This window comes from Terrabacter sp. GCM10028922 (assembly GCF_042666095.1).
Lineage (GTDB): Bacteria > Actinomycetota > Actinomycetes > Actinomycetales > Dermatophilaceae > Terrabacter.
This window is the reverse complement of record NZ_JBHTFG010000001.1, coordinates 44,885-64,581: the sequence shown is the minus strand read 5'-3', so window position 1 is coordinate 64,581 and position 19,697 is coordinate 44,885. Positions and strand designations below refer to the sequence as shown.

16 protein-coding genes are annotated in these 19,697 nt (G+C 71.6%); 2 read left to right on the top strand and 14 right to left on the bottom strand.

The window, feature by feature from the left end; translation table 11 throughout:
- Positions 1 to 96: 96 nt before the first annotated feature.
- Both ACFQU3_RS00285 and pdxT read right to left on the bottom strand, forming a co-directional pair.
- Positions 97 to 855 carry a YebC/PmpR family DNA-binding transcriptional regulator gene (locus ACFQU3_RS00285; protein WP_385904764.1) on the bottom strand — a complete coding sequence of 253 codons (759 nt, stop codon included), beginning with the start codon at positions 853 to 855 and terminating at the stop codon, positions 97 to 99.
- A complete protein-coding gene (gene pdxT, locus ACFQU3_RS00280; protein ID WP_385904761.1) occupies positions 852 to 1,613 on the bottom strand; it encodes a pyridoxal 5'-phosphate synthase glutaminase subunit PdxT in 762 nt (253 codons plus the stop codon). The genes ACFQU3_RS00285 and pdxT overlap by 4 nt, the downstream gene beginning before the upstream one ends.
- Positions 1,614 to 1,740: 127 nt before the next feature.
- On the opposite strand from pdxT, the gene kynU reads away from it, so the two are divergent.
- Positions 1,741 to 2,994 carry a kynureninase gene (gene kynU, locus ACFQU3_RS00275; RefSeq protein WP_385904759.1) on the top strand — a complete coding sequence of 418 codons (1,254 nt, stop codon included), beginning with the start codon at positions 1,741 to 1,743 and terminating at the stop codon, positions 2,992 to 2,994.
- A gap of 19 nt (positions 2,995 to 3,013) precedes the next feature.
- On the opposite strand, the gene ACFQU3_RS00270 is transcribed toward kynU, so the two are convergent.
- From ACFQU3_RS00270 to ACFQU3_RS00215, 12 genes are all read right to left on the bottom strand, one after another.
- Positions 3,014 to 4,030 (bottom strand): DUF4037 domain-containing protein, encoded by a 1,017-nt coding sequence (locus ACFQU3_RS00270; RefSeq protein WP_385904756.1) that lies wholly within the window; start codon positions 4,028 to 4,030, stop codon positions 3,014 to 3,016.
- 180 nt (positions 4,031 to 4,210) lie between these two features.
- Positions 4,211 to 5,140, bottom strand: coding sequence for a pyridoxal 5'-phosphate synthase lyase subunit PdxS (pdxS, locus tag ACFQU3_RS00265; RefSeq protein ID WP_385904753.1), 930 nt, complete (start codon positions 5,138 to 5,140; stop codon positions 4,211 to 4,213).
- A 171-nt stretch (positions 5,141 to 5,311) separates the two neighbouring features.
- Positions 5,312 to 5,863, bottom strand: a complete 552-nt coding sequence (locus ACFQU3_RS00260; protein ID WP_385904750.1) for a hypothetical protein — start codon at positions 5,861 to 5,863, stop codon at positions 5,312 to 5,314.
- On the bottom strand, positions 5,860 to 7,026 hold the full coding sequence (locus ACFQU3_RS00255) for a glycosyltransferase family 4 protein (RefSeq protein WP_385904747.1): 1,167 nt from the start codon (positions 7,024 to 7,026) through the stop codon (positions 5,860 to 5,862). The genes ACFQU3_RS00260 and ACFQU3_RS00255 overlap by 4 nt, the downstream gene beginning before the upstream one ends.
- Complete coding sequence (locus ACFQU3_RS00250; protein WP_385904745.1) at positions 7,023 to 8,051, bottom strand: phosphatidylinositol mannoside acyltransferase; 1,029 nt, start codon at positions 8,049 to 8,051, stop codon at positions 7,023 to 7,025. Before ACFQU3_RS00250 ends, ACFQU3_RS00255 begins: the two co-directional genes overlap by 4 nt.
- Positions 8,048 to 8,671, bottom strand: coding sequence for a phosphatidylinositol phosphate synthase (gene pgsA, locus ACFQU3_RS00245; protein ID WP_385904742.1), 624 nt, complete (start codon positions 8,669 to 8,671; stop codon positions 8,048 to 8,050). Before pgsA ends, ACFQU3_RS00250 begins: the two co-directional genes overlap by 4 nt.
- Before the next feature lie 106 nt (positions 8,672 to 8,777).
- Positions 8,778 to 9,359 (bottom strand): HIT family protein, encoded by a 582-nt coding sequence (locus ACFQU3_RS00240; protein WP_385904739.1) that lies wholly within the window; start codon positions 9,357 to 9,359, stop codon positions 8,778 to 8,780.
- A 506-nt stretch (positions 9,360 to 9,865) separates the two neighbouring features.
- Positions 9,866 to 13,147, bottom strand: a complete 3,282-nt coding sequence (locus tag ACFQU3_RS00235) for a GH92 family glycosyl hydrolase (protein WP_385904736.1) — start codon at positions 13,145 to 13,147, stop codon at positions 9,866 to 9,868.
- A 137-nt stretch (positions 13,148 to 13,284) separates the two neighbouring features.
- On the bottom strand, positions 13,285 to 15,261 hold the full coding sequence (thrS, locus tag ACFQU3_RS00230; RefSeq protein WP_385904733.1) for a threonine--tRNA ligase: 1,977 nt from the start codon (positions 15,259 to 15,261) through the stop codon (positions 13,285 to 13,287).
- Between the two features lie 150 nt (positions 15,262 to 15,411).
- The gene (locus ACFQU3_RS00225) at positions 15,412 to 16,269 is read right to left on the bottom strand and encodes a MaoC family dehydratase (RefSeq protein WP_385904730.1); all 858 of its coding nucleotides are present in this window, start codon (positions 16,267 to 16,269) and stop codon (positions 15,412 to 15,414) included.
- A 7-nt stretch (positions 16,270 to 16,276) separates the two neighbouring features.
- Positions 16,277 to 17,596 carry a 3-oxoacyl-ACP reductase gene (locus ACFQU3_RS00220; RefSeq protein WP_385904727.1) on the bottom strand — a complete coding sequence of 440 codons (1,320 nt, stop codon included), beginning with the start codon at positions 17,594 to 17,596 and terminating at the stop codon, positions 16,277 to 16,279.
- Between the two features lie 2 nt (positions 17,597 to 17,598).
- Positions 17,599 to 18,894, bottom strand: coding sequence for an acetyl-CoA C-acetyltransferase (locus ACFQU3_RS00215; protein WP_385904724.1), 1,296 nt, complete (start codon positions 18,892 to 18,894; stop codon positions 17,599 to 17,601).
- Positions 18,895 to 18,991: 97 nt separating this feature from the next.
- On the opposite strand from ACFQU3_RS00215, the gene ACFQU3_RS00210 reads away from it, so the two are divergent.
- Positions 18,992 to 19,687 carry a TetR/AcrR family transcriptional regulator gene (locus ACFQU3_RS00210; protein WP_385904721.1) on the top strand — a complete coding sequence of 232 codons (696 nt, stop codon included), beginning with the start codon at positions 18,992 to 18,994 and terminating at the stop codon, positions 19,685 to 19,687.
- Positions 19,688 to 19,697: the final 10 nt, after the last annotated feature.

The following is a 19,697-nucleotide window of genomic DNA, read 5'->3' as shown; positions in this document are numbered from 1 at the left end:
CAACGCTAACGGGGCTGCCCCGAAACGACGGGAGGCACGCCGGTCACCGGCGTGCCTCCCTGTGGCCCGTGGCGGGTCGTCGGCGTCAGGCCGGCGTCATTCCTCGTCGTCGAGCTGGGCCAGGACGTCGTCGGGGATGTCGCCGTTGGCGAAGACGTTCTGCACGTCGTCGCTGTCCTCGAGCGCCTCGATGACGCGGATCATCTTCTTGGCGCCGTCGAGGTCGAGCGGCACCTGGAGGTTCGGGACGAAGGAGGCCTCGGCCGACTCGTAGTCGATGCCGGCGTCCTGGATGGCCTTGCGGACGGCGACGAAGTCGGAGGCCTCGGAGACGATCTCCCACGTCTCGCCGTTGTCGTTGACCTCCTCGGCGCCCGCCTCGAGCACGACCTCGAGGATGTCGTCCTCGGAGCCGGCGTCCTTGGGCACGATGACGACACCCTTGCGGTTGAAGACGTACGAGACCGAACCGGGATCGGCGAGCTGGCCGCCGTTGCGGGTCAGCGCCGTGCGCACCTCGGCGGCGGCCCGGTTGCGGTTGTCGGTGAGGCACTCGATCAGCACCGCGACGCCGTTGGGCGCGTAGCCCTCGTACATGATCGTCTGCCAGTCGGCGCCGCCGGCCTCGGCACCCGAGCCGCGCTTGACGGCGCGGTCGATGTTGTCGTTGGGGACCGAGGTCTTCTTGGCCTTCTGGATGGCGTCGTAGAGGGTGGGGTTGCCGGCCGGGTCACCGCCGCCCTGCCGGGCCGCGACCTCGATGTTCTTGATGAGCTTGGCGAAGAGCTTGCCGCGCTTGGCGTCGATGGCAGCCTTCTTGTGCTTCGTGGTGGCCCATTTGGAATGGCCGCTCATGCAGTGTCCTCGCGTTCCGGTGACTGGCGTGCGCCCGACTGCTGGAGTCGGTGCTCTCTGACGATCGAGACGAACTCGGCGTGGATCCGGCGGTCGCCGCTCACCTCGGGGTGGAACGACGTGGCCATGACGTTGCCCTGCCGGACCGCGACGATCCTACCGGCGGCCACGCCCTCGCTCACGCGCGCGAGGACCTCGACGCCGGGGCCGGCCTCCTCGACCCAGGGCGCGCGGATGAAGACGGCGTGGACGGTGCCGTGCCGGGACCGGTCTGACCACGCGTAGTCGAGGTCCTGCTCGAACGAGTCCACCTGGCGGCCGAATGCGTTGCGGCGGACGGTGACGTCGAGGCCCCCGAGGGTCTGCTGGTCGGGGCGCGCGTCGACGATGCGGTCGGCGAGCATGATCATGCCGGCGCACGAGCCGAAGGCGGGCATGCCCTCCGCGATGCGCCGCAGCAGCGGCTCGCGCAGGTCGAAGGCACGCACGAGCTTGTCCATGACGGTGGACTCGCCGCCGGGGATGACGAGCCCGTCGATCGCCTCGACCTCCGCGGGTCGGCGCACCGTGACGGCCTCGGCCCCGAGCGCCGTCAGCGCTGCGAGGTGCTCACGCACGTCACCCTGGACGGCGAGGACCCCGATGAGCGGCTTGGCCCCCGCGTCGGCAGAGGTGCCCGCGCGGGGGTCCGTGGCTGGGTGCGTCACTGGATCCGTGCCGGGGCTCGTCGTGGGGCCGGTGGTGGTGCTGGTGCTCACCGGGTCAGCGTAGAACGCGTGCGCCGAGGCGCGGACCACGGGTCGGGTCGTGGGAACCGTCTCGGATGCGAGACGCGGGTGAGATGGGGCCTGACATCGGCGCGACACCACCGGATACGTTGCGGCCATGACGACCGTGCACACCCACGACGCCCTGACCGCCCGTGCGCAGGAGGCGGACGACTCCTCCGCCCTGCGGGGCACGCGAGAGCTCTTCACGCTTCCCGACGACGTCGTCTACCTCGACGGCAACTCCCTCGGAGCGCTGCCGAGCGCCGTGCCCGCCGTCGTCGACGACGTCACGCGCCGCGAGTGGGGTGAGCGGCTCATCCGGTCGTGGAACGAGGCGGACTGGTGGGGCGCGCAGACGCGCGTCGGCGACCGCGTGGGCCGGCTCGTCGGCGCCGCACCGGGACAGGTCGTCGTCACCGACTCCACGTCGGTCAACCTCTTCAAGGCCGTCGTCGGGGCCGGACGGCTGCGCCCCGGTCGGCGGGTCGTGCTGACCGACCCCGACTCGTTTCCCACCGACCTGTACATGACCGAGTCGGCCGCCGCCCTCGCCGGCCTCGAGGTGCGCAGGGTGCACCCGCGTGACGCCGCCAGCGCCATCGCCGAGGTCGGCGACGAACTCGCCCTCGCGTCCTACTCCAGCGTGGACTACCGCACCGGCGAGCTCTGGGACCTGCGCGCCGTCACCGAGGCCGCCCACGCCGTCGGCGCCCTCGCCTGCTGGGACCTCTGCCACTCGGCCGGGGTCATCGAGGTCGACCTCGACGCCGGTGGTGCCGACCTCGCCGTCGGCTGCGGCTACAAGTACCTCAACGGCGGCCCCGGCGCGCCGGCCTTCCTCTACGTCGCGTCACGCCACCAGGACGACTTCGACCAGCCGCTGACCGGATGGCAGGGGCACGCGCGTCCCTTCGAGATGCGCCCCGACTACGAGCCGGCGCCGGGCATCACGCGCGCCCGCGTCGGCACCCCGCCCCTGCTGTCGGTGCTCGCCCTCGAAGCCGCGCTGTCGGCATACGACGGCCTCTCCCCCGCTGACGTCCGGACGGCGTCGCTGTCGGTGACGGGCATGTTCATCGAGGCGCTCGACTCGCTCGGCGTCGACGTGGCGCTGGCGACGCCCCGTGAGCCCGAACGCCGCGGCTCCCAGGTGTCGTTGCGGCACCCGCAGGCCTTCGCGGTCGTGCAGGCGCTCATCGCGCGCGGCGTCATCGGCGACTTCCGGGAGCCCGACATCATCCGGCTCGGCTTCGCGCCGCTCTACGTCACCCACGTCGACGCGGTGCGGGCCGCCACGCACCTCAAGGAGGTCCTCGACGGGCGCGAGTTCGAGCGGCCCGAGTTCGCCGAGCGCGGCGCCGTCACCTGACCCGTCGTCACCCCTGTCCTCATCGGGGCCTACGGCGGCGGGGGTCTCCGAGGACGTCGACGCTGTTGCTCCACTGCTCGGCCGACCCGACCCCACGTGGCAGCGCCCGCACCACTGGATCGGTGACGCTGGCCTCGAGGAGGGCGACGACCTCCTCCCGTACCCCGCGGTACGGCCGGTCCCAGAACGGCTCCACGGGGTCGTCGGCCACCGGCAGGCCGGCCGCGTCCTGGACGGCGTTCAGGGTGCGGAGGGCGTCGACGAGCCCGGACTCGCGCTCACGCCAGTCCGGAGCCGACAGCGCCTGCTGGAGGGGCTCGAGCGCCGCGGCCGCCCGTGGCAGTCGTCCGAAGCTCGTGCCCAGCCACTTGGCGTAGGGCGGCCACCGTCGCTCGAGCAGGTGCCCCAGGTGCAGCGTGACGCCGATGAGACGTGCCGCCACCACCCGCGACCCGAGGTCGTCTCCACGCTCCGCCGTTCGTCCGACGAACGGCAGCTCCTGTGCCAGCCGAGCCCAGTCGGTGGCGACGACGTAGCGCCACACGTCGTCGGGGTACCACTCGAGCCGCTTCCGTATGCCGTGCAGCTCAGCCGCGTCGTCGGCGAACACCTCCCCGGCCGTGACCTCCAGGACGGCCTGACCCGTGAGCGAGAGCCAGTCGTCGACGGCGAGGTCGTGCGTCGGGTCGAGGCCCAGCCGTGAGACGGCGAGGTCGCGAGCGGTCTCGACCTGGACCCGGTGACGGACGGATGGGTCCCACGTCGTGGCGAACCGCGTCGGGTGGCCTTGGTACTCCTCGGGGAGGCGTTCGGCGAGGTGCGCGTCGACGTCGGCGACCATCTCGGCCGGGACGAGCAGGTTGAGGCGCAGCCCCCAATCGTGGTCGCGCGACATGCCGTCGTCGAGGCCGAGGACGTCGGAGCCGCTGCCCAGCCGAGCGGCCGCCTGCGGCAGGGCTGGCCAGCGCCGGCGGACGAGGGGCTGGACGACGTGTTCGTAGTACGAGCGCGACAGCTCGGCTCCGGTGGCGTGCACGTCACGATGCTGCCACCCTCCCCCTCCGCAACACACCGAGTAGTCGCCGGCGCACCGGGATCCGATGCCGGTGTGTTGCTGGCTTCTGGGTGTGTTGCGGGGGAAGAGGGCTGGGATGACGGATGCCGCCGGGCCCGGTGGGGCTCGGCGGCATCCGTCAGCGTGCTGCTCGGTGAGTGGTCACCAACCGCGCTCGGAGAGGCGGTGCGGCTGGGCGATCTCGTCGACGTTGATGCCGACCATGGCCTCGCCCAGGCCACGCGAGACCTTCGCGATGACGTCGGGGTCGTCGTGGAAGGTCGTCGCCTTGACGATCGCCTCGGCGCGCTGGGCCGGGTTGCCCGACTTGAAGATGCCGGAGCCGACGAAGACGCCCTCGGCGCCGAGCTGCATCATCATCGCCGCGTCGGCCGGGGTCGCGATGCCACCGGCGGTGAAGAGCACGACGGGCAGCTTGCCGGCCTGCGCGACCTCCTTGACGAGCTCGTAGGGCGCCTGCAGCTCCTTCGCCGCGACGTAGAGCTCGTCCTCGGGCAGGTTCTGCAGGCGACGGAGCTCCTGGCGGATCTGGCGCATGTGCGTCGTCGCGTTGGAGACGTCGCCCGTGCCCGCCTCACCCTTGGAGCGGATCATCGCCGCGCCCTCGGTGATCCGGCGCAGCGCCTCGCCGAGGTTCGTCGCGCCACAGACGAAGGGCACGGTGAACTGCCACTTGTCGATGTGGTTGGCGTAGTCGGCCGGGGTGAGCACCTCGGACTCGTCGATGTAGTCGACGCCGAGGCTCTGCAGGACCTGGGCCTCGACGAAGTGGCCGATGCGCGCCTTGGCCATGACGGGGATCGAGACGGCCTCGATGATGCCGTCGATCATGTCGGGGTCGCTCATGCGCGACACGCCGCCCTGGGCGCGGATGTCGGCGGGGACGCGCTCGAGGGCCATGACGGCGACGGCGCCGGCGTCCTCGGCGATCTTGGCCTGCTCGGCGGTGACGACGTCCATGATGACGCCGCCCTTGAGCATCTCGGCCATGCCGCGCTTGACGCGGGTGGTACCGGTTCCGGACTGCTGGTCAGCCGCGGGCGTGCTGCCCGTGGTCGGGGTGGTGCTCACGATGTCCTGCTTTCCCGTGATCTGGTCTGGGGTTGCCTCAAAGGGTAGGCCCCCACGGGCCCTGCGCACGACACGGTCCCTTCAGGTGGGCACCGCTGTGACGCACGTCGCGTGCGCCTGGCTGTCGTCCCGCGGGCAGGTCGCCCCCGGACCCGTCGCGTACCCCCCCGGTCAGCCGGCGGACAGGTGCTCGGGCGCCTCGTCGTTGAACTCGACCGTGTGCGGCATCGTCGTGTAGCCCGCCAGGTGGAACAACCGGATCGCCCACTTGCGGCGTACGCGCCGTACGTCGGTGACGGCGTCGTTGTGGAAGCGCCGGGCGAGCTGGACGCGGGTGCAGGCCGAGGCCAGGCGGGACAGCACGTCGGTGCCGAGGGCGCTTCCACGGAGGTTGTCGACCGCCTCCGGTGTCAGCGCGAGGTCGAGCGCCTCGGTCAGGTCGTTCTCGGCCTGCTCACGGGCGTCGCCGTGCTCCGAGGGAGCCTCGAGCGACTGGGCTGCGGCGTTGGCGAGGATGAGCGAGGTCGCACCGTCGAGCAGCCCGCTGTTCGCCAGCTCGACGACGGCCTCGGCGCGGCGCACGAGACGGGCGTCGAGAGCCGCGAGCGTGCCGCTGAGGCGCACGTGCAGCCGGTCGAGCCGGGCGGCGGTGTAGGAGAGGTACCACCCGACGATGACCAGCACGAACAGGGTCGCGAAGACCCACGAGAGAACCTCGCTCACCGGGCACCACGCAGGAAGCGGTTCCAGCGGCCCTGCGCCGGCACCGCGGCGGCCCGCCCCTCGATGACCGTCTCGTACACGGCGAGGATCTCGTCCGCCACGACCGACCAGTCGAAGATGCGGGCGCGCTGCTGGCCGGCCGCGGCGAGCTCGGCGCGGCGCTCGGGGCGGCGGAGCAGGTCGACGAGGGCGCGCGCCAGGGCGTCGGGCCGCTCGTTGGCGAACATGGCACCCGCCCGGCCGCCGTCGAGCACCCGGGAGAACGCCGACAGGTCGCTGGCCAGGACGCACGCGCCCGCACTCATCGCCTCGATGAGGATGATGCCGAAGCTCTCGCCACCGGTGTTGGGCGCGACGTAGACGTCGACCGATGCGAGCAGGGAGGCCTTGTCGTCGTCGGACACCGAGCCGAGGAACTCGCACGCGGCGACGACCTCGGCCGGCCAGTCCTCGGTCACGTCGTCGGGGTCGCCGGGGCCGGCGACGAGCACCCGCAGGCCGGGCACGGAGCGCAGCACCTCGGGCAGGGCCGCTGCGAGGACCGGAAGACCCTTGCGCGGCTCGCCCATGCGGCCGAGGAACGCGATCGTCGGGGCCGTCGGCGTGCCGATCCACGGTGAGCGCCGGGGCGCCTCGGCGAACCGGTCGACGTAGACGCCGTTCGGGATGACGACGGCGTCGCCGCCGACGTGCGTCGTTACCGTGCGACGGGCGTCCTCGCTGACGGCAATGCGCCCGGCGATCTTCTCGAGGCTCGGCCGGATGATGGGGTATGCCGTCTGCATCGTCCGCGAGCGCAGCATCGACGTGTGGAAGGTCGCGACGATCGGGCCCTCGGCGGCCATGAGAGCGAGCACGCTCACGCTGGGCGTGACGGGTTCGTGCAGGTGCAGCACGTCGAACTCGCCGGCCTCGAGCCACTTGCCGACCTTCGAGGCGGTGACCGGACCGAAGTTGAGGCGCGCGACTGAGCCGTTGTAGCGCACTGCCGTGGCGCGTCCGGCCGAGGTGACGTAGTCGGGCAGCTCCGTCTCGCTGTCGGCGGGCGCCAGGACGGAGACGTCGTGGCCCTGGCCGATGAGGTGCTCGGCGAGGTCACGCACGTGGAACTGGACCCCACCAGGCACGTCGAACGAGTAGGGGCAGACGATCCCGATCCTCATGGCGTGGCCCCGGGACGTCGCGCGGACGGCACGCCCGATGCCGCCGATGCCGACGCCGACGCGATGGGTGCGCTCGCGGCCGGGGACGCCGGCGCGTCGAGGTCGTCGACGAAGACGCGTTGGAGCATGTGCCAGCTCGAGGTGTGCTCGCGGATCGTCACAGCGATGTGGTCGGCGCACTGCTGGACGAGGTCGGCCGCGCGCACCGCCGTGGTCCCCTCGACGCGCGGTACGAGCCGACCGCTGAACTCGATCCTCGTGCGGTAACCGCCGAGCCCCTCGCCGCGTCGCGCCGGCTCGTACCAGATGCGGGCCGCGTAGAGCGGTGCGCCGGTCATCAGCGACAGGACTGCGGGGCCCTTCGCCATCCGGGCCCGGTGCCCGAGCAGGTCGACCTCGACACCGCCCTGGGTCAGGTCGCGGTCGGCCGCGAGTGCGATGAGCCGCCCCCCGGCCCGCGCCGCGGCGAGCAGACCGTGGAAGGGGTCGGCGCCCCCGGTCAGCGGGATGATGTCCATGTCGATGCTGCGTCGGAAGGCCACGAACCTCTGGTAGACCTCCTCCGGCTTGAGGCGCTCGGCGACCGTCGTGACCGGCATGAGGTTGCCCGCCGACCAGGCCGCGCCGAGGTCGAAGTTGCCGAGGTGCCCCACGAAGACCACGCCTGCCTCGCCGCGGGCGCACAGCTCACGCACCTCCTCGTCACCGCTCGCCACGACGGCCGCGTCGATCTGCGCGCGGCTCAGGGACGGCAGGCGGAACGCCTCGCAGTAGTAGCGCATGTACGAGCGCATCCCCTGGTGCACGAGGGAGTCGAGCTCGCGCTCGTCGAGCTCGGGGCGCACCTTGCGGTAGTTGGAGCGCAGCCGCTCGACACCCGTGCCGCCGCGGCGGACGGCGATGTCGGCCACCCGGTCGAACAGGGCGTATGCCGCCCGCTCGGGCAGGGCGCGTACGGCTGACCAGCCGAGCCTGAAGCCGAGCACGCTCACCGTGTCGGTGGCCCGGCGAGCTAGCCCCGTCACGCGCCCACCTCACCGGAGGCCAGGGCCTGCCGGCGCACGGTCAGCATCCGCTGCAGGACCGTCACGAAGCTCGCCACGGCGAGCAGCCCGAGCACGACGCCGAGGAGCACCGTCGAGCCGAGGAGGTCGGCGAAGAACGCCGCGACGAGCACGGCGACGAGCCGGTCGGCGCGCTCCGCGATGCCGACGTCCGCGGTGTAGCCGAGGCCCTCCGCCCGTGCCTTGGCGTAGGACACGACGCTGCCGAGGATGAGGCAGGCCAGGGCGAGCCCGGCCATGAGCTGGTTGTTGCCCCTGCCGGCGTAGAACAGGACGAGGCCGCCGAAGATCGCGGCGTCGCCCATGCGGTCCAGGGTCGAGTCGAGGTAGGCACCCCACTTGCTCGACCGGCCGGACTCACGCGCCATGATGCCGTCGACGTTGTCGGAGAAGACGAACGCGGTGATGACGAGCACGCCCACCCAGATCTCACCCCGGGGGAAGAAGGCCAGCGCGCCGACGCACACACCCGCCGTGCCCACGATGGTCACGATGTCGGGGCTGATCCCGAGGCGGAGGAACACGTGGGCGATCGGACCGAGGATCTTGGTCATCGACGCGCGCAGGAGTCTGTTGAGCATGGTGGGGACAGCCTACTGACCGGTTGCGCGTGCCCGGTCACGCCGCACGGTCCGGCGAGTCCGTGCCCGGCGGCCCGCCGGCCCGGCGGCCCGTCACGTCCGTCGGTCAGTCGCTGGGCCACGCCGCGACGAGGCGCGAGCGGGTCTCCTCCAGCAGGACGGGCAGGGCCTTGGTCTGGGCGATGATCGGCAGGAAGTTGGAGTCGCCGCTCCAGCGGGGGACGACGTGCTGGTGCAGGTGGGCCGCGACGCCGGCTCCCGCGACGGCCCCCTGGTTCATCCCGAGGTTGAAGCCGTGCGGCTCGGACGCGCCCTGCAGGGCCCGGACGGCCTGCTTGGTCAGGGCGGTGAACTCGCTCGTCTCCTCGTCGGTGAGGTCGACGTAGAGCGAGACGTGGCGGTAGGGGCAGACGAGGACGTGGCCGGGGTTGTACGGGAAGAGGTTCATGACGACGTAGCAGTGCTCGCCGCGGTGGACGATGAGTCCCTCGGCGTCCGGCTTGGAGGGCGCAGAGCAGAACGGGCAGTCGGTGCCGGCGTCGTCGGTGGGCTTGTCCCCGAGGATGTAGGCCATCCGGTGCGGGGTCCACAGCCGCTCGAAGCCGTCCTCGACGCGGGCGAACCCCTCGACGTGCTCCGGTGACGAGGACTCCCCCGTGGACCTGGTGCCACTCGCCTGCGTCGTCATGGTGTCTGATCCTAGGACGCGGGCTCCCCCGGCGAGAGTGCCGGACCCCGGGGGCCGGAGCCGGTTGAATGGGCGCGGCCCTGCGATGTGTGAGATCGCAGGGTCTTCGTCGTCCTGGGAGGCACACGGAACAGCCCTGCGGGTGTGAGAGCCGCAGGGCCGAGGTCCTCGAGCACGCGCGACATCGACCGAAACAGGCGCGTGATGGAAGGTGAAGGCCCGGGAAGTATGAGTTCCCGGGCCTTCGATTCTGCATCGCCGAAGCGATTCAGAAACCGTCCCGCCGAAGCGGTTCGGTAAGGACAGTTCTAGCCCCGTAACCCGCTCGTGACAAGGGGTTCACCAAAGATTCTCTGGAACTCGTCCGGGACTGTCGGCGTGTCCCTGCAGTCGGCGGCGTGTCGACGGCTGCTGCGGCTGGGCTCAGCCCCGCGGATGCGGTTGAATGGTGCGCGAGGACCCCGCGGTGTGTGAGACCACGGGGCCCTCGTACGTTCGGGTGGCCGTCAGCGCAGCGACACGGCATACACCTCGAAACGGGTGTCAGCCGGCAGCGTGACCGACTGCAGCCGGCGGGCGGGGTCCGCCGGCACTGTCGCTCCGAAGAGCTGCACGGGTGGCCCGTCGATGCCCGAGCCGCTTCTGATCCGGTGGTCCATCGCGATGGCGACGGTGTTGCCGTTGTGGCCGCTGCCGGCCGCCCAGTCCGTCAGGGCGATGCGCACGGACTGGACGCTGCCGTCCGTGTAGGTCAGGCGCAGCGCGGTCGTGACGTCGCCGTTGTGGGTGGCCCCGATGACGCGCACCGAGGCGCGGGATCCGGCCTGGACGAGCAGGGTCTGCCCTCGGCCCTCGACGAAGTTCGGTGCGGTGCCCGAGGTCACGGGAGCGGCATACGTGACGCCGTTCCAGTCCCACGTACCGGCAGCAGGCAGCAGCGCCGCGTCGTAGCTCCACCCGCTGCCGTCGAAGTTGCCCTCGCTCGGTGCCGTCACGGTCGCCGTGCCGTCGTGGTTGCGGGCGGGGCCCAGGTCGACGGCACAGGCCTCCCCGTCGCCCACGCAGCCGAGTGCCTCACGGACCTGGACGGCGACCGTACGCGTCACCGGCTCGACGCCGGGTGCGGCCGCTGTGACGACGACCTCGTGGTCGCCCACGCCCAGCCCCGCCGGCAGGCGCAGGGTCACGGGGACGGACGCGCTCGCGGGCACGCCGTCGCTGTGCAGCACTGCGGCGCCCTCACCGTCCGGGCCGACGGTCGCCACCCAACCTCCGGGGACCGCGACCGACACGTCGACCGGCAGGCTCTTCGGCGCCTGACCCACGAGGTCGACGGACACGCGCGCCTCCCGGGCGCCCGTCGGGACGACGACCGGGCTCGGACGCACCGTCATCGACAGGCTGAGGCGCGGGTCACGTCCCGCCTGCACCACCGACGGCGGCACGTCGGCCGGCGTCGTGCCCCAGCCGCTCGGTGTCGTGCCGACCGTGTGGGCGAGCGTGCCACCGCGGCGCAGGTCGTCCCAACCCACCCAGCTCTTCGTGCTGGTGCGGCCGTTGACGGTCAACGTCTGTACGTAGCGCCGCTCGTCGGAGACACCGGGGGCGGTGACCGTCAGGCGACCGCCCTGGCCGGTGCGCACCCTCGACGGCGTCGCCACGTCGATGTCGACGCGCTCGAACTGCGGCGAGGAGACGACGAAGAAGTCGGCGCCGCTCATGGTCGGGTACAGCCCCCACGACGAGAAGACGTACCACGCGGACATGGTGCCGAGGTCGTCGTTGCCGGTCATTCCGTCGGCGCCGTCGGTGAACAGCGTGAACGCGGCGCGGGCGACCGTGGCGATCTTCGCCGGCTCCTGCACCCAGGCGTAGACGTACGGCGCGAAGAGGTCCGGCTCGTTGTTCGGGTTGTAGGTCGGCTTGCTGTAGTAGGCGTACGTCGCCTCGATCCAGTCGGTGCGAGCGGTGCCGGCGGGGTCGGCGAGCAGCTTCGGGTAGGCGAAGAAGTCATCGAGCCGCTGCTCCGTCGCGGCGCGTCCACCCATGAGCTTGACGAGCCCGGCGGGGTCCTGCGGAGCGAGCCACTGGTACTGGTACGAGCCGCCCTCGTGGAACGCGTGCGAGGCCTCGACGGGCTCGTACGGGTCGAGCCACGTGCCGTCGGCGAGGCGCGGTCGGAAGGTCTGCGTGCCGGCGTCCCAGAGGTTCTTGTACCAGCCGCTGCGCTCGGTGAGCATGGCCGCGTCGGCAGTGTGGCCCAGGCCTTCGGCCATGAGGGCGAGCGACGCGTCGGCCGCCGCATACTCCATCGTGGCGGAGGCCGGGTGCGCGCAGTCGTTGTCGCCGCCGTGCGACACGCAGTCGGTGCCGATGCTCAGCCCGAAGGGGATGTAGCCCAGCTTCTCGTACCAGTGCTGGCCGGAGCGGCCGTTGTACTGGCTGTCGGCCGGAGGTCGCTGGGTCGCGTTCTGCCTGAGCAACGCGTACGCCTCCGCCTCGTGCCCGGCGAGGAAGCCCTTGCTCCACCCCTCCACGAGGAACGGCGTCACCGGGTCGCCGGTCATGATGTTCGTCTCGCTGTTGACGAGGGCCCAGCGCGGCAGCCAGCCGCCCTCGCGCCCGATCGCCAGGACCGACAGGTAGGAGTCGCGGGCGACGTCCGGCGCGAGCACCTCGAGCAGCTGGTTCTGCGGGCGGTAGGTGTCCCAGAGGGAGAAGTTCTGCCGCGGCGTGTAGCCCTGCGCGACGTGCACCTTGCCGTCCCAGCCGTGGTAGCGGCCGTCGACGTCCGCGGCGAGGTTCGGGTGCATGAGCGAGTGGTAGAGCGCCGTGTAGTACGCGGTGCGTCGCTCCTCCGTGCCGCCCGTGACCCGCGCGCGACCGAGCTGCTCCTCCCAACGCTCCGTCAGCCGGGCGCGGGTCGCGTCGAAGTCGAACGAGTCGCCCGTCTCGGCCGACAGGTTGGCCCGCGCGCCTTCGGGGCCCGTGTAGCTCAGGGCGACCTTCATCGTCACGGACGTCGTGCCGCCGGGGAAGGTCAGGGCGGCACCGTTGCCGCCGTCGGCCGTCCGCGCCTCGCGGGCGCCAGAGGTGAGCGTCGTGCCGCTCCACGTGCCGAACGAGCTGAAGGGCCGGTCGAACTCGGCCCGGAACCACACCGTGTGCTGGTCCTTGCCGGCGCAGAAGTTGCCGTCGTGGATCCGTCCCTCGACGACGCGGTCACCGACGACGTGCACCTCGGAGTCGAAGACCCGCATGTTCGCCTTGCCGGTGTTGAGCAGGACGTTGGCCTGCTTGTCCGCCGGGAAGGTGAAGCGCTGCCAGCCGGTGCGGTCGGTCGCGGTCAGCTCCGCCTCGACGCCGTAGGTCTGCAGGCCGACGCGGTAGTAGCCGGGGCTCGCCTCCTCGTCGTCGTGCGAGTAGGCCGACCGGTACCGCGACGTGTCGACCGTCGTGATCGCCCCCGTCGTCGGCATGACGGGCAGCTCACCCACGACGGGACAGCCGACACCGGACAGGTGGGTCTGGCTGAAGCCGTAGATCGAGGACTGTGAGTAGTCGTAGCCGCCCTCTCCCCCGGTGTCCGGGCTGACCTGGACCATGCCGAAGGGGGCGCTGGCACCCGGGAAGGTGTTCCCGTTGTCCTGGGTGCCGACGAACGGGTTGACGGACTCGACGAGCGGCTCGGACGCCGCCGCGGTCGGTGGCGCCCCGGAGGGCAGGACCGGGCCGAGGGCGGTGGCGGCGAGGACGACGGTGCCGAGCGAGCGGAGCACGATGCGCATCTGGACGTTCCTTCACGGGCGACGACGATGTCTCGCCCGAGATTCGTGACGTCCGGTCCCCCGGGTCAACCCGTGACCGATGTCCTGTCCGATGGACGCGCGACATCGGACAGGACGGGCGTGTGCCCGGGGTCGGCTCAGACCTGGGTGCGCGACTCGATGGCGGCGACGATCTCGGCGATCGCGTCGTCGATCGGCACACCGTTCTTCTGCGACCCGTCGCGGAACCGGAAGGACACGGCGCCGGCGGCCCGGTCGTCCTCGCCCGCGATGAGGGTGAATGGCACCTTCGACTTGCTGGCGTTGCGGATCTTCTTCGGGAAGCGGTCGTCGCTGTCGTCGAGCTCGACGCGAACTCCCTTCACCTTCAAGCGGTCCAGGACCTCACCGAGATAGTCGGCGTAGTCCTCGGCGACGGGCACACCGAGCACCTGGACCGGGGAGAGCCACGCCGGGAACGCGCCCGCGTAGTGCTCGGTGAGCACCCCGATGAACCGCTCGATCGAGCCGAACTTCGCCGAGTGGATCATGACCGGCTGCTCGCGCGAGCCGTCGGCCGCCTGGTACTCGAGGCCGAACCGCTCGGGCTGGTTGAAGTCGTACTGGATCGTCGACATCTGCCAGGTGCGGCCGATCGCGTCGCGCGCCTGCACCGAGATCTTCGGGCCGTAGTAGGCGGCGCCACCCGGGTCGGGCACGAGGTCGAGCCCGGACGCCGTCGCGACCTCCTCGAGCACCTTGGTCGCTGCCTCCCACTGCTCGTCGCTGCCGATGAACTTGTCCTTGGAGTCGTCACGCGTCGACAGCTCGAGGTAGTAGTCGTCGAGGCCGAAGTCCTTGAGCAGCCCGAGGACGAACTCGAGCAGGTGCTTGACCTCCGCGGCGGCGGTCTCCTTGGTGACGTAGGAGTGCGAGTCGTCCTGGGTGATCATGCGCACCCGGGTCAGGCCCTGGAGCACGCCGGACTTCTCGTCGCGGTAGACGGTGCCGAACTCGAAGAGGCGAAGGGGCAGCTCGCGGTACGAGCGCTGGCGCGCCTTGTAGATGAGGTTGTGCATGGGGCAGCTCATCGCCTTGAGCCGGTAGTGCTGCCCGTCGACGTCCATGGGCGGGAACATGCCCTGCGAGTAGTACGGCAGGTGCCCGGAGGTGAAGAAGAGCTCCTCCTTCGAGATGTGGGGCGTGCCGACGTACTGGAAGCCCTCCTCGATGTGCCGTGCCCGGACGTAGTCCTCCATCTCGCGCTTGAGCACGCCGCCCTTCGGGTGGAAGACGGGCAGGCCGGGACCGAGCTCGGTCGGGAAGGAGAAGAGGTCGAGCTCGGCGCCGAGGCGCCGGTGGTCACGCCGCTCGGCCTCGGCGAGGCGGTCGAGGTACGCCTTGAGGTCGTCCTTGGTCGGCCAGGCGGTGCCGTAGACGCGCTGGAGCTGCGGGTTCTTCTCGGAGCCGCGCCAGTAGGCGGCGGCCGAGCGCATCAGCTTGAACGCGTTGCCGATGAGCTTGGTGTTCGGGATGTGCGGCCCGCGGCACAGGTCGCCCCAGGCGCGCGTGCCGTCGCGGCGGATGTTGTCGTAGATCGTCAGCTCTCCGGCCCCGACCTCGACCCCGGCGCCCTCCGCGGCCTCGTCGGCGTTGCCGCCCTTGAGCCCCACGAGCTCGCACTTGTACGGCTCGTGGGCGAGCTCCTCGAGGGCCTCGGCGTCGGTGACGACGCGGCGCGCGAACGTCTGCCCCTCGTTGATGATCTTCTGCATGGCCTTCTCGAGCGCCTTGAGGTCATCGGGGTGGAAGGGGGTCTCGACGTCGAAGTCGTAGTAGAAGCCGTCGCGGATGGGCGGGCCGATGCCGAGCTTCGCGTCGGCCCGCAGCTGCTGGACGGCCTGGGCGAGCACGTGCGCGGTCGAGTGCCGGAGCACGGCCAGGCCGTCCTCGCTGTCGACGGTCACGGCCTCGACGGCGTCGCCGTCGGCCAGGACGTGGAAGAGGTCGCGCAGCTGACCGTTGACACGTGCGACGACGACGGTGCGGTCACCCTCGAAGAGCTCACCCGCCGTCGTCTGCTCCGCGACCGATCGCTCGCTTCCGGCGACGGTGACGGTGATCTGTGCAGACACGGTTGGTGCTCCTCGTTCGACAGGGACCCGTCGACGGGGCGACGGGTCGGTGGTGGTGCCGCGCGGTGCGGCCGTGCAAGCGTATCGAGCGCGCTCAGCACCCAGCGACACGGATTGCTGCCACGGCCGAGGCGGTCGACCGCGTCGTGCTCACCAGGTGTTCTCGACGACGGCGTGCTCGACCTCACCCTTCGCGTCCTCGAGGACCGACAGCGTGCGCCCGCCCTCGAACGCGGTGCGCAGGCGAACGGTGGACGGGAGCCGCACGGGCTTGCGGAACCACACGCGGCTCGTGAGCCCCGCCCCGGGCAGCCGCGGCCCCAGCGACGCCAGCGTCCTGGCATACGAGTACATGCCGTGCGCGATCGCGGACGGGAAGCCGAGGGGACGCGCCGTGAGCGCGTGGACGTGGATCGGGTTCCAGTCGCCCGACACGGAGGCGTAGGCCCGCCCGGTCCCCTCGCCGAGCCGCCACACCGGGCCGCCACCGACGGAGGCGAGCGGCCCGACCGACGGCGGCTCCGAGACCGGCGCCTCGGGGTGCTCCTGACCACGTGACAGGTACGTGCTGACACCTCTCCACACCACCTCGCCGCGGACACCGACCTCGGACACGAGGTCGACCTGGCGGCCTCGACGGTGCGGCCGCAGGTCCTGCGCCCACACCGACACGTCGAGCGCCTCGTCGGTGCCGACGGGCCTGCGGACCTCGATGCGGTTCTCGACGTGGACGGCACCCATGAGGGGCAACGGGAACCGGTCGCTGCTCATGACGGTCATCTGCAGCGGGAACGCCACGAGGTGCGGGTAGGTGGCCGGCAGGAGCCCGTCGACCGGGAAGCGACAGACGTGGGAGTACGCGACGAGCTCGTCGAGGTCCACGCGTATGCCGGCGCGCGAGACGCGGACGTCGGGGAGCGTGTCGCTCGAGCTGCCCCGGCGCAGGGCCGCGGTCGCGTAGATGCGCCGGAGGTCCGGCGCCGACTCCAGGGTGATCTCCTTCGTCATCGCCTCATCACGCCCCGAGCAGGCTCTGGCCGCAGACGCGCACGACCTGGCCGGTCACCGCGGCAGTGCCCGGTTGGGCGAGCCACGCGATCGTCTCGGCGACGTCCTTCGGGTGGCCGCCCTGCTCGAGGGAGTTCATGCGTCGCCCGATCTCCCTCGTGGCAAAGGGGATGCGCGCCGTCATCTCGGTCTCGATGAAGCCCGGCGCGACGGCGTTGACGGTGATGCCGCGGTCGGCGACCTGGCGCGAGAGTGCCGACACGAGGCCGATGACGCCCGCCTTGCTCGCTCCGTAGTTCGTCTGGCCGCGGTTGCCGGCGATGCCGGCGATCGAGGCGACGCACACGATGCGGCCGCCGTCGGCGAGGCCGCCGTCGCCGAGGATGGCCTCGTTCATGCGCAGGATCGACCGGAGGTTCACCTCCAGGACCGTGCGCCAGCGGTCCTCGTCCATGTTGACGAAGAGCTTGTCGCGGGTGATGCCGGCGTTGTGGACGACGATGTCGAGGCTGCCGTGGCGCGACGTCGCGTGCTCGACGATGCGCCGACCGGCCTCGTCGTCCGTGACGTCGAGCTGCAGGGCGGTGCCCTTGACCTCGTTGGCCACGGCGGCGAGGGCGTCACCGGCGCCCGGGATGTCGACGGCCACGACGGTCGCCCCGTCGCGGGCGAGGACCCGAGCGATCTCGGCCCCGATGCCGCGTGCGGCGCCGGTCACGACCGCCACCTTGCCGGCGAGCGGGCGCAGTGCGTCGGTCTCCCCGCTCGTGGCCTCGTCGACACGGACGACCTGGCCGTCGACGTACGCGGAGCGCCCGGACAGGAAGAACTCGACAGCCGACCGGACTCCGTCGTGCGCATCGCCCTGTGCCAGAACGAGGTTCGCCGTGGCGCCGGTACGCAGCTCCTTGCCGATCGAGCGAACGGCCCCTTCGAGCGCGCGCTGTGTCGTCACCTCGGCGACGTCGGTGAGGGACTGCGGGTCGGTGCCGATGACGACGACCCGGCCGTTGCGCCGGAGCGCCTTGACCGCGGGCGCGCCGAGCAGGCGCAGCCGGTCGAGCTCCACCGGGTCGACGGCGGTGCTGAGGTCGAGGACGACAGCGCCCACCTTCTCCCCCGCGTCAGCCGCCGTCGACACCGTCGCCACGCCGACGCTCGCGAGCCACGACGCGATGCCGTCGGCGAAACGCCCACCGCCCGCGACGAGGACGGGGCCCTCGCACAGCGGGAGGCCGGGTTCGTAGCGACGCAGCCGGGTGGGCTGGGGCACGCCCACCTTCCGGGCGACAGGCGAGGTGACGAGCTTCGTGAACAGGTCGCTCATGGTCAGGCCTCCAGGATCGCGACGACGCCCTGCCCACCGGCGGCGCAGATGGAGATGAGTCCGCGCCCACCGCCGGCCTCCTTGAGCTGCTTGGCGAGCGAGGCGACGATGCGCCCACCGGTCGCGGCGAACGGGTGACCCGCGGCGAGCGACGAGCCGTTGACGTTGAGCCGGCTCCGGTCGATCGAGCCGAGGGGCGCGCTGAGTCCGAGCCGCTCGCGGCAGAAGTCGGGGTCCTCCCACGCCGTGAGCGTCGTCAGCACCGTCGCGGCGAAGGCCTCGTGGATCTCGTAGAAGTCGAAGTCCTGCAGGCTCAGGCCGTTTCGCGTGAGGAGGCGCGGCACGGCATACGCCGGAGCCATGAGGAGCCCCTCCTCGCCGTGGACGTAGTCCACCGCTGCCGTCTCCGCGTCGACGAACCACGCGAGCGGGGTCAGCCGGTGCTCGGCGGCCCACTCCTCGCTCGCGAGGAGCACGGCCGAGGCGCCGTCCGTGAGCGGCGTCGAGTTGCCCGCGGTCATCGTCGCGCCGTCGCCCCGGCCGAAGACCGGCTTGAGGGTCGACAGCTTCTCGACGCTCGAGTCGGGGCGCAGGTTCGTGTCACGAGAGACGCCGAGGTAGGGCGTGACGAGGTCGTCGAAGAACCCCCGGTCGTAGGCGGCGGCCAGCTTCTGGTGGCTTGCGGCGGCCAGCTCGTCCTGCGCCTCACGGGTGATGCCCCACTGCGCTGCCGTGAGCGCCATGTGCTCCCCCATCGACAGGCCGGTCCGCGGCTCGAGGTTCTCAGGGATCGCCGGGACGAGGTGTCCGGGACGAAGGCCGGCGAGCGCCCTGGCACGGTCAGCGGCCGAGCGTGCGCGGTTGGCGGCGAGCAGGGTCTGCCGCAGCCCCTCGCTGACGGCGATGGGTGCGTCGCTCGCGCCGTCGACGCCGCCTGCGATGCCGGCGTCGACCTGGCCGAGCGCGATCTTGTTGGCGACGAGGATCGCGGCCTCGAGGCCGGTGCCACAGGCCTGCTGGATGTCGTACGCGGGGGTCCTCGGGTCGAGCCGCGTGCCGAGCACGGTCTCGCGGGTGAGGTTGAAGTCGCGGCTGTGCTTGAGCACCGCTCCGGCGACGACCTCCCCGAGCCGCTCGCCGGCGAGGCCGTAGCGAGCGACGAGGCCGTCGACCGTGGCTGTGAGCATGTCCTGGTTCGACGCCTTCGCATACGGGCCGTTGGACCGGGCGAAGGGGATGCGGTTGCCCCCGAGGACCGCGACTCGACGCGGCGTGCGCGGGGTGGAGTGGGACGCCATGGATCTCTCCTGCTCTGGATGTCTGGCCTGTCGTTCCGGTCCAAGATAACCGAAACCGGCAGTAGTCGATACAGCCAGTACCTGTTACTTTCGACAGATGGACGATGAGGTCGACCACGCCGGCGTCGCACGCGCCACTCCCCGCGACGGCCGTGACGCACGATGGGAACGACATCGCGAGGAACGGCGAGCCGCGCTCGTCGACGCGACGATCCGCGCGATCCGCAAGCACGGCGCCGCAGTCGGGATGGACGACATCGCGGCCGAGGCCGGCACGTCCAAGACCGTGATCTACCGGCACTTCGACGACAAGGCCGGCCTCTACCGCGCCGTCGCCGCGCGCATCGACGGCCGGGTCGTCGGCAACGTCGGCTCCGCGCTCGGCGGCACGGGCACACCACCCGGCGACACCCGTGAGCTCGTCGCGTCCACGGTCGATGCCTACCTCGCGCTCGTCGAGTCCGACACCGAGGTCTACCGCTTCGTCGTCAACCGGCCGCTCGTCGACCGCCCGCTCCCCGACGACCCGGTCGGCGGCACCGTCGACCAGGTCACCGACCAGCTCACGGGGCTGCTCCTCGCCTCGCTCAGCGGGGCCGCCACCGACCCCACCCGAGCCCGCACGTGGGCCATCGCCCTCGTCGGCTCGGTCCGCGCGGTCGCCGACGACTGGCTGGCGACCGCGGAGTCCGAGCGTGCGTCGCGCGCCGCCGTCGTCGAGGCCCTCACCGACCTCGCCTGGCACGGCCTCGCCCCGATCCTCTCCCCCGACCAGCCAGCCCGGACCCACTGAGGTCCCCGAC

Bases quoted from the DNA above. Each gene is read 5' to 3' on its own strand.
- ACFQU3_RS00225 (WP_385904730.1), bottom strand. From the start codon at position 16,269: ATGACGAAGGAGATCACCCTGGAGTCGGCGCCGGACCTCCGGCGCATC.
- ACFQU3_RS00235 (WP_385904736.1), bottom strand. From the start codon at position 13,147: ATGCGCATCGTGCTCCGCTCGCTCGGCACCGTCGTCCTCGCCGCCACC.
- ACFQU3_RS00240 (WP_385904739.1), bottom strand. From the start codon at position 9,359: ATGACGACGCAGGCGAGTGGCACCAGGTCCACGGGGGAGTCCTCGTCA.
- ACFQU3_RS00255 (WP_385904747.1), bottom strand. From the start codon at position 7,026: ATGAGGATCGGGATCGTCTGCCCCTACTCGTTCGACGTGCCTGGTGGG.
- ACFQU3_RS00220 (WP_385904727.1), bottom strand. From the start codon at position 17,596: ATGAGCGACCTGTTCACGAAGCTCGTCACCTCGCCTGTCGCCCGGAAG.
- ACFQU3_RS00215 (WP_385904724.1), bottom strand. From the start codon at position 18,894: ATGGCGTCCCACTCCACCCCGCGCACGCCGCGTCGAGTCGCGGTCCTC.
- ACFQU3_RS00210 (WP_385904721.1), top strand. From the start codon at position 18,992: ATGGACGATGAGGTCGACCACGCCGGCGTCGCACGCGCCACTCCCCGC.
- pgsA (WP_385904742.1), bottom strand. From the start codon at position 8,671: ATGCTCAACAGACTCCTGCGCGCGTCGATGACCAAGATCCTCGGTCCG.
- kynU (WP_385904759.1), top strand. From the start codon at position 1,741: ATGACGACCGTGCACACCCACGACGCCCTGACCGCCCGTGCGCAGGAG.
- ACFQU3_RS00285 (WP_385904764.1), bottom strand. From the start codon at position 855: ATGAGCGGCCATTCCAAATGGGCCACCACGAAGCACAAGAAGGCTGCC.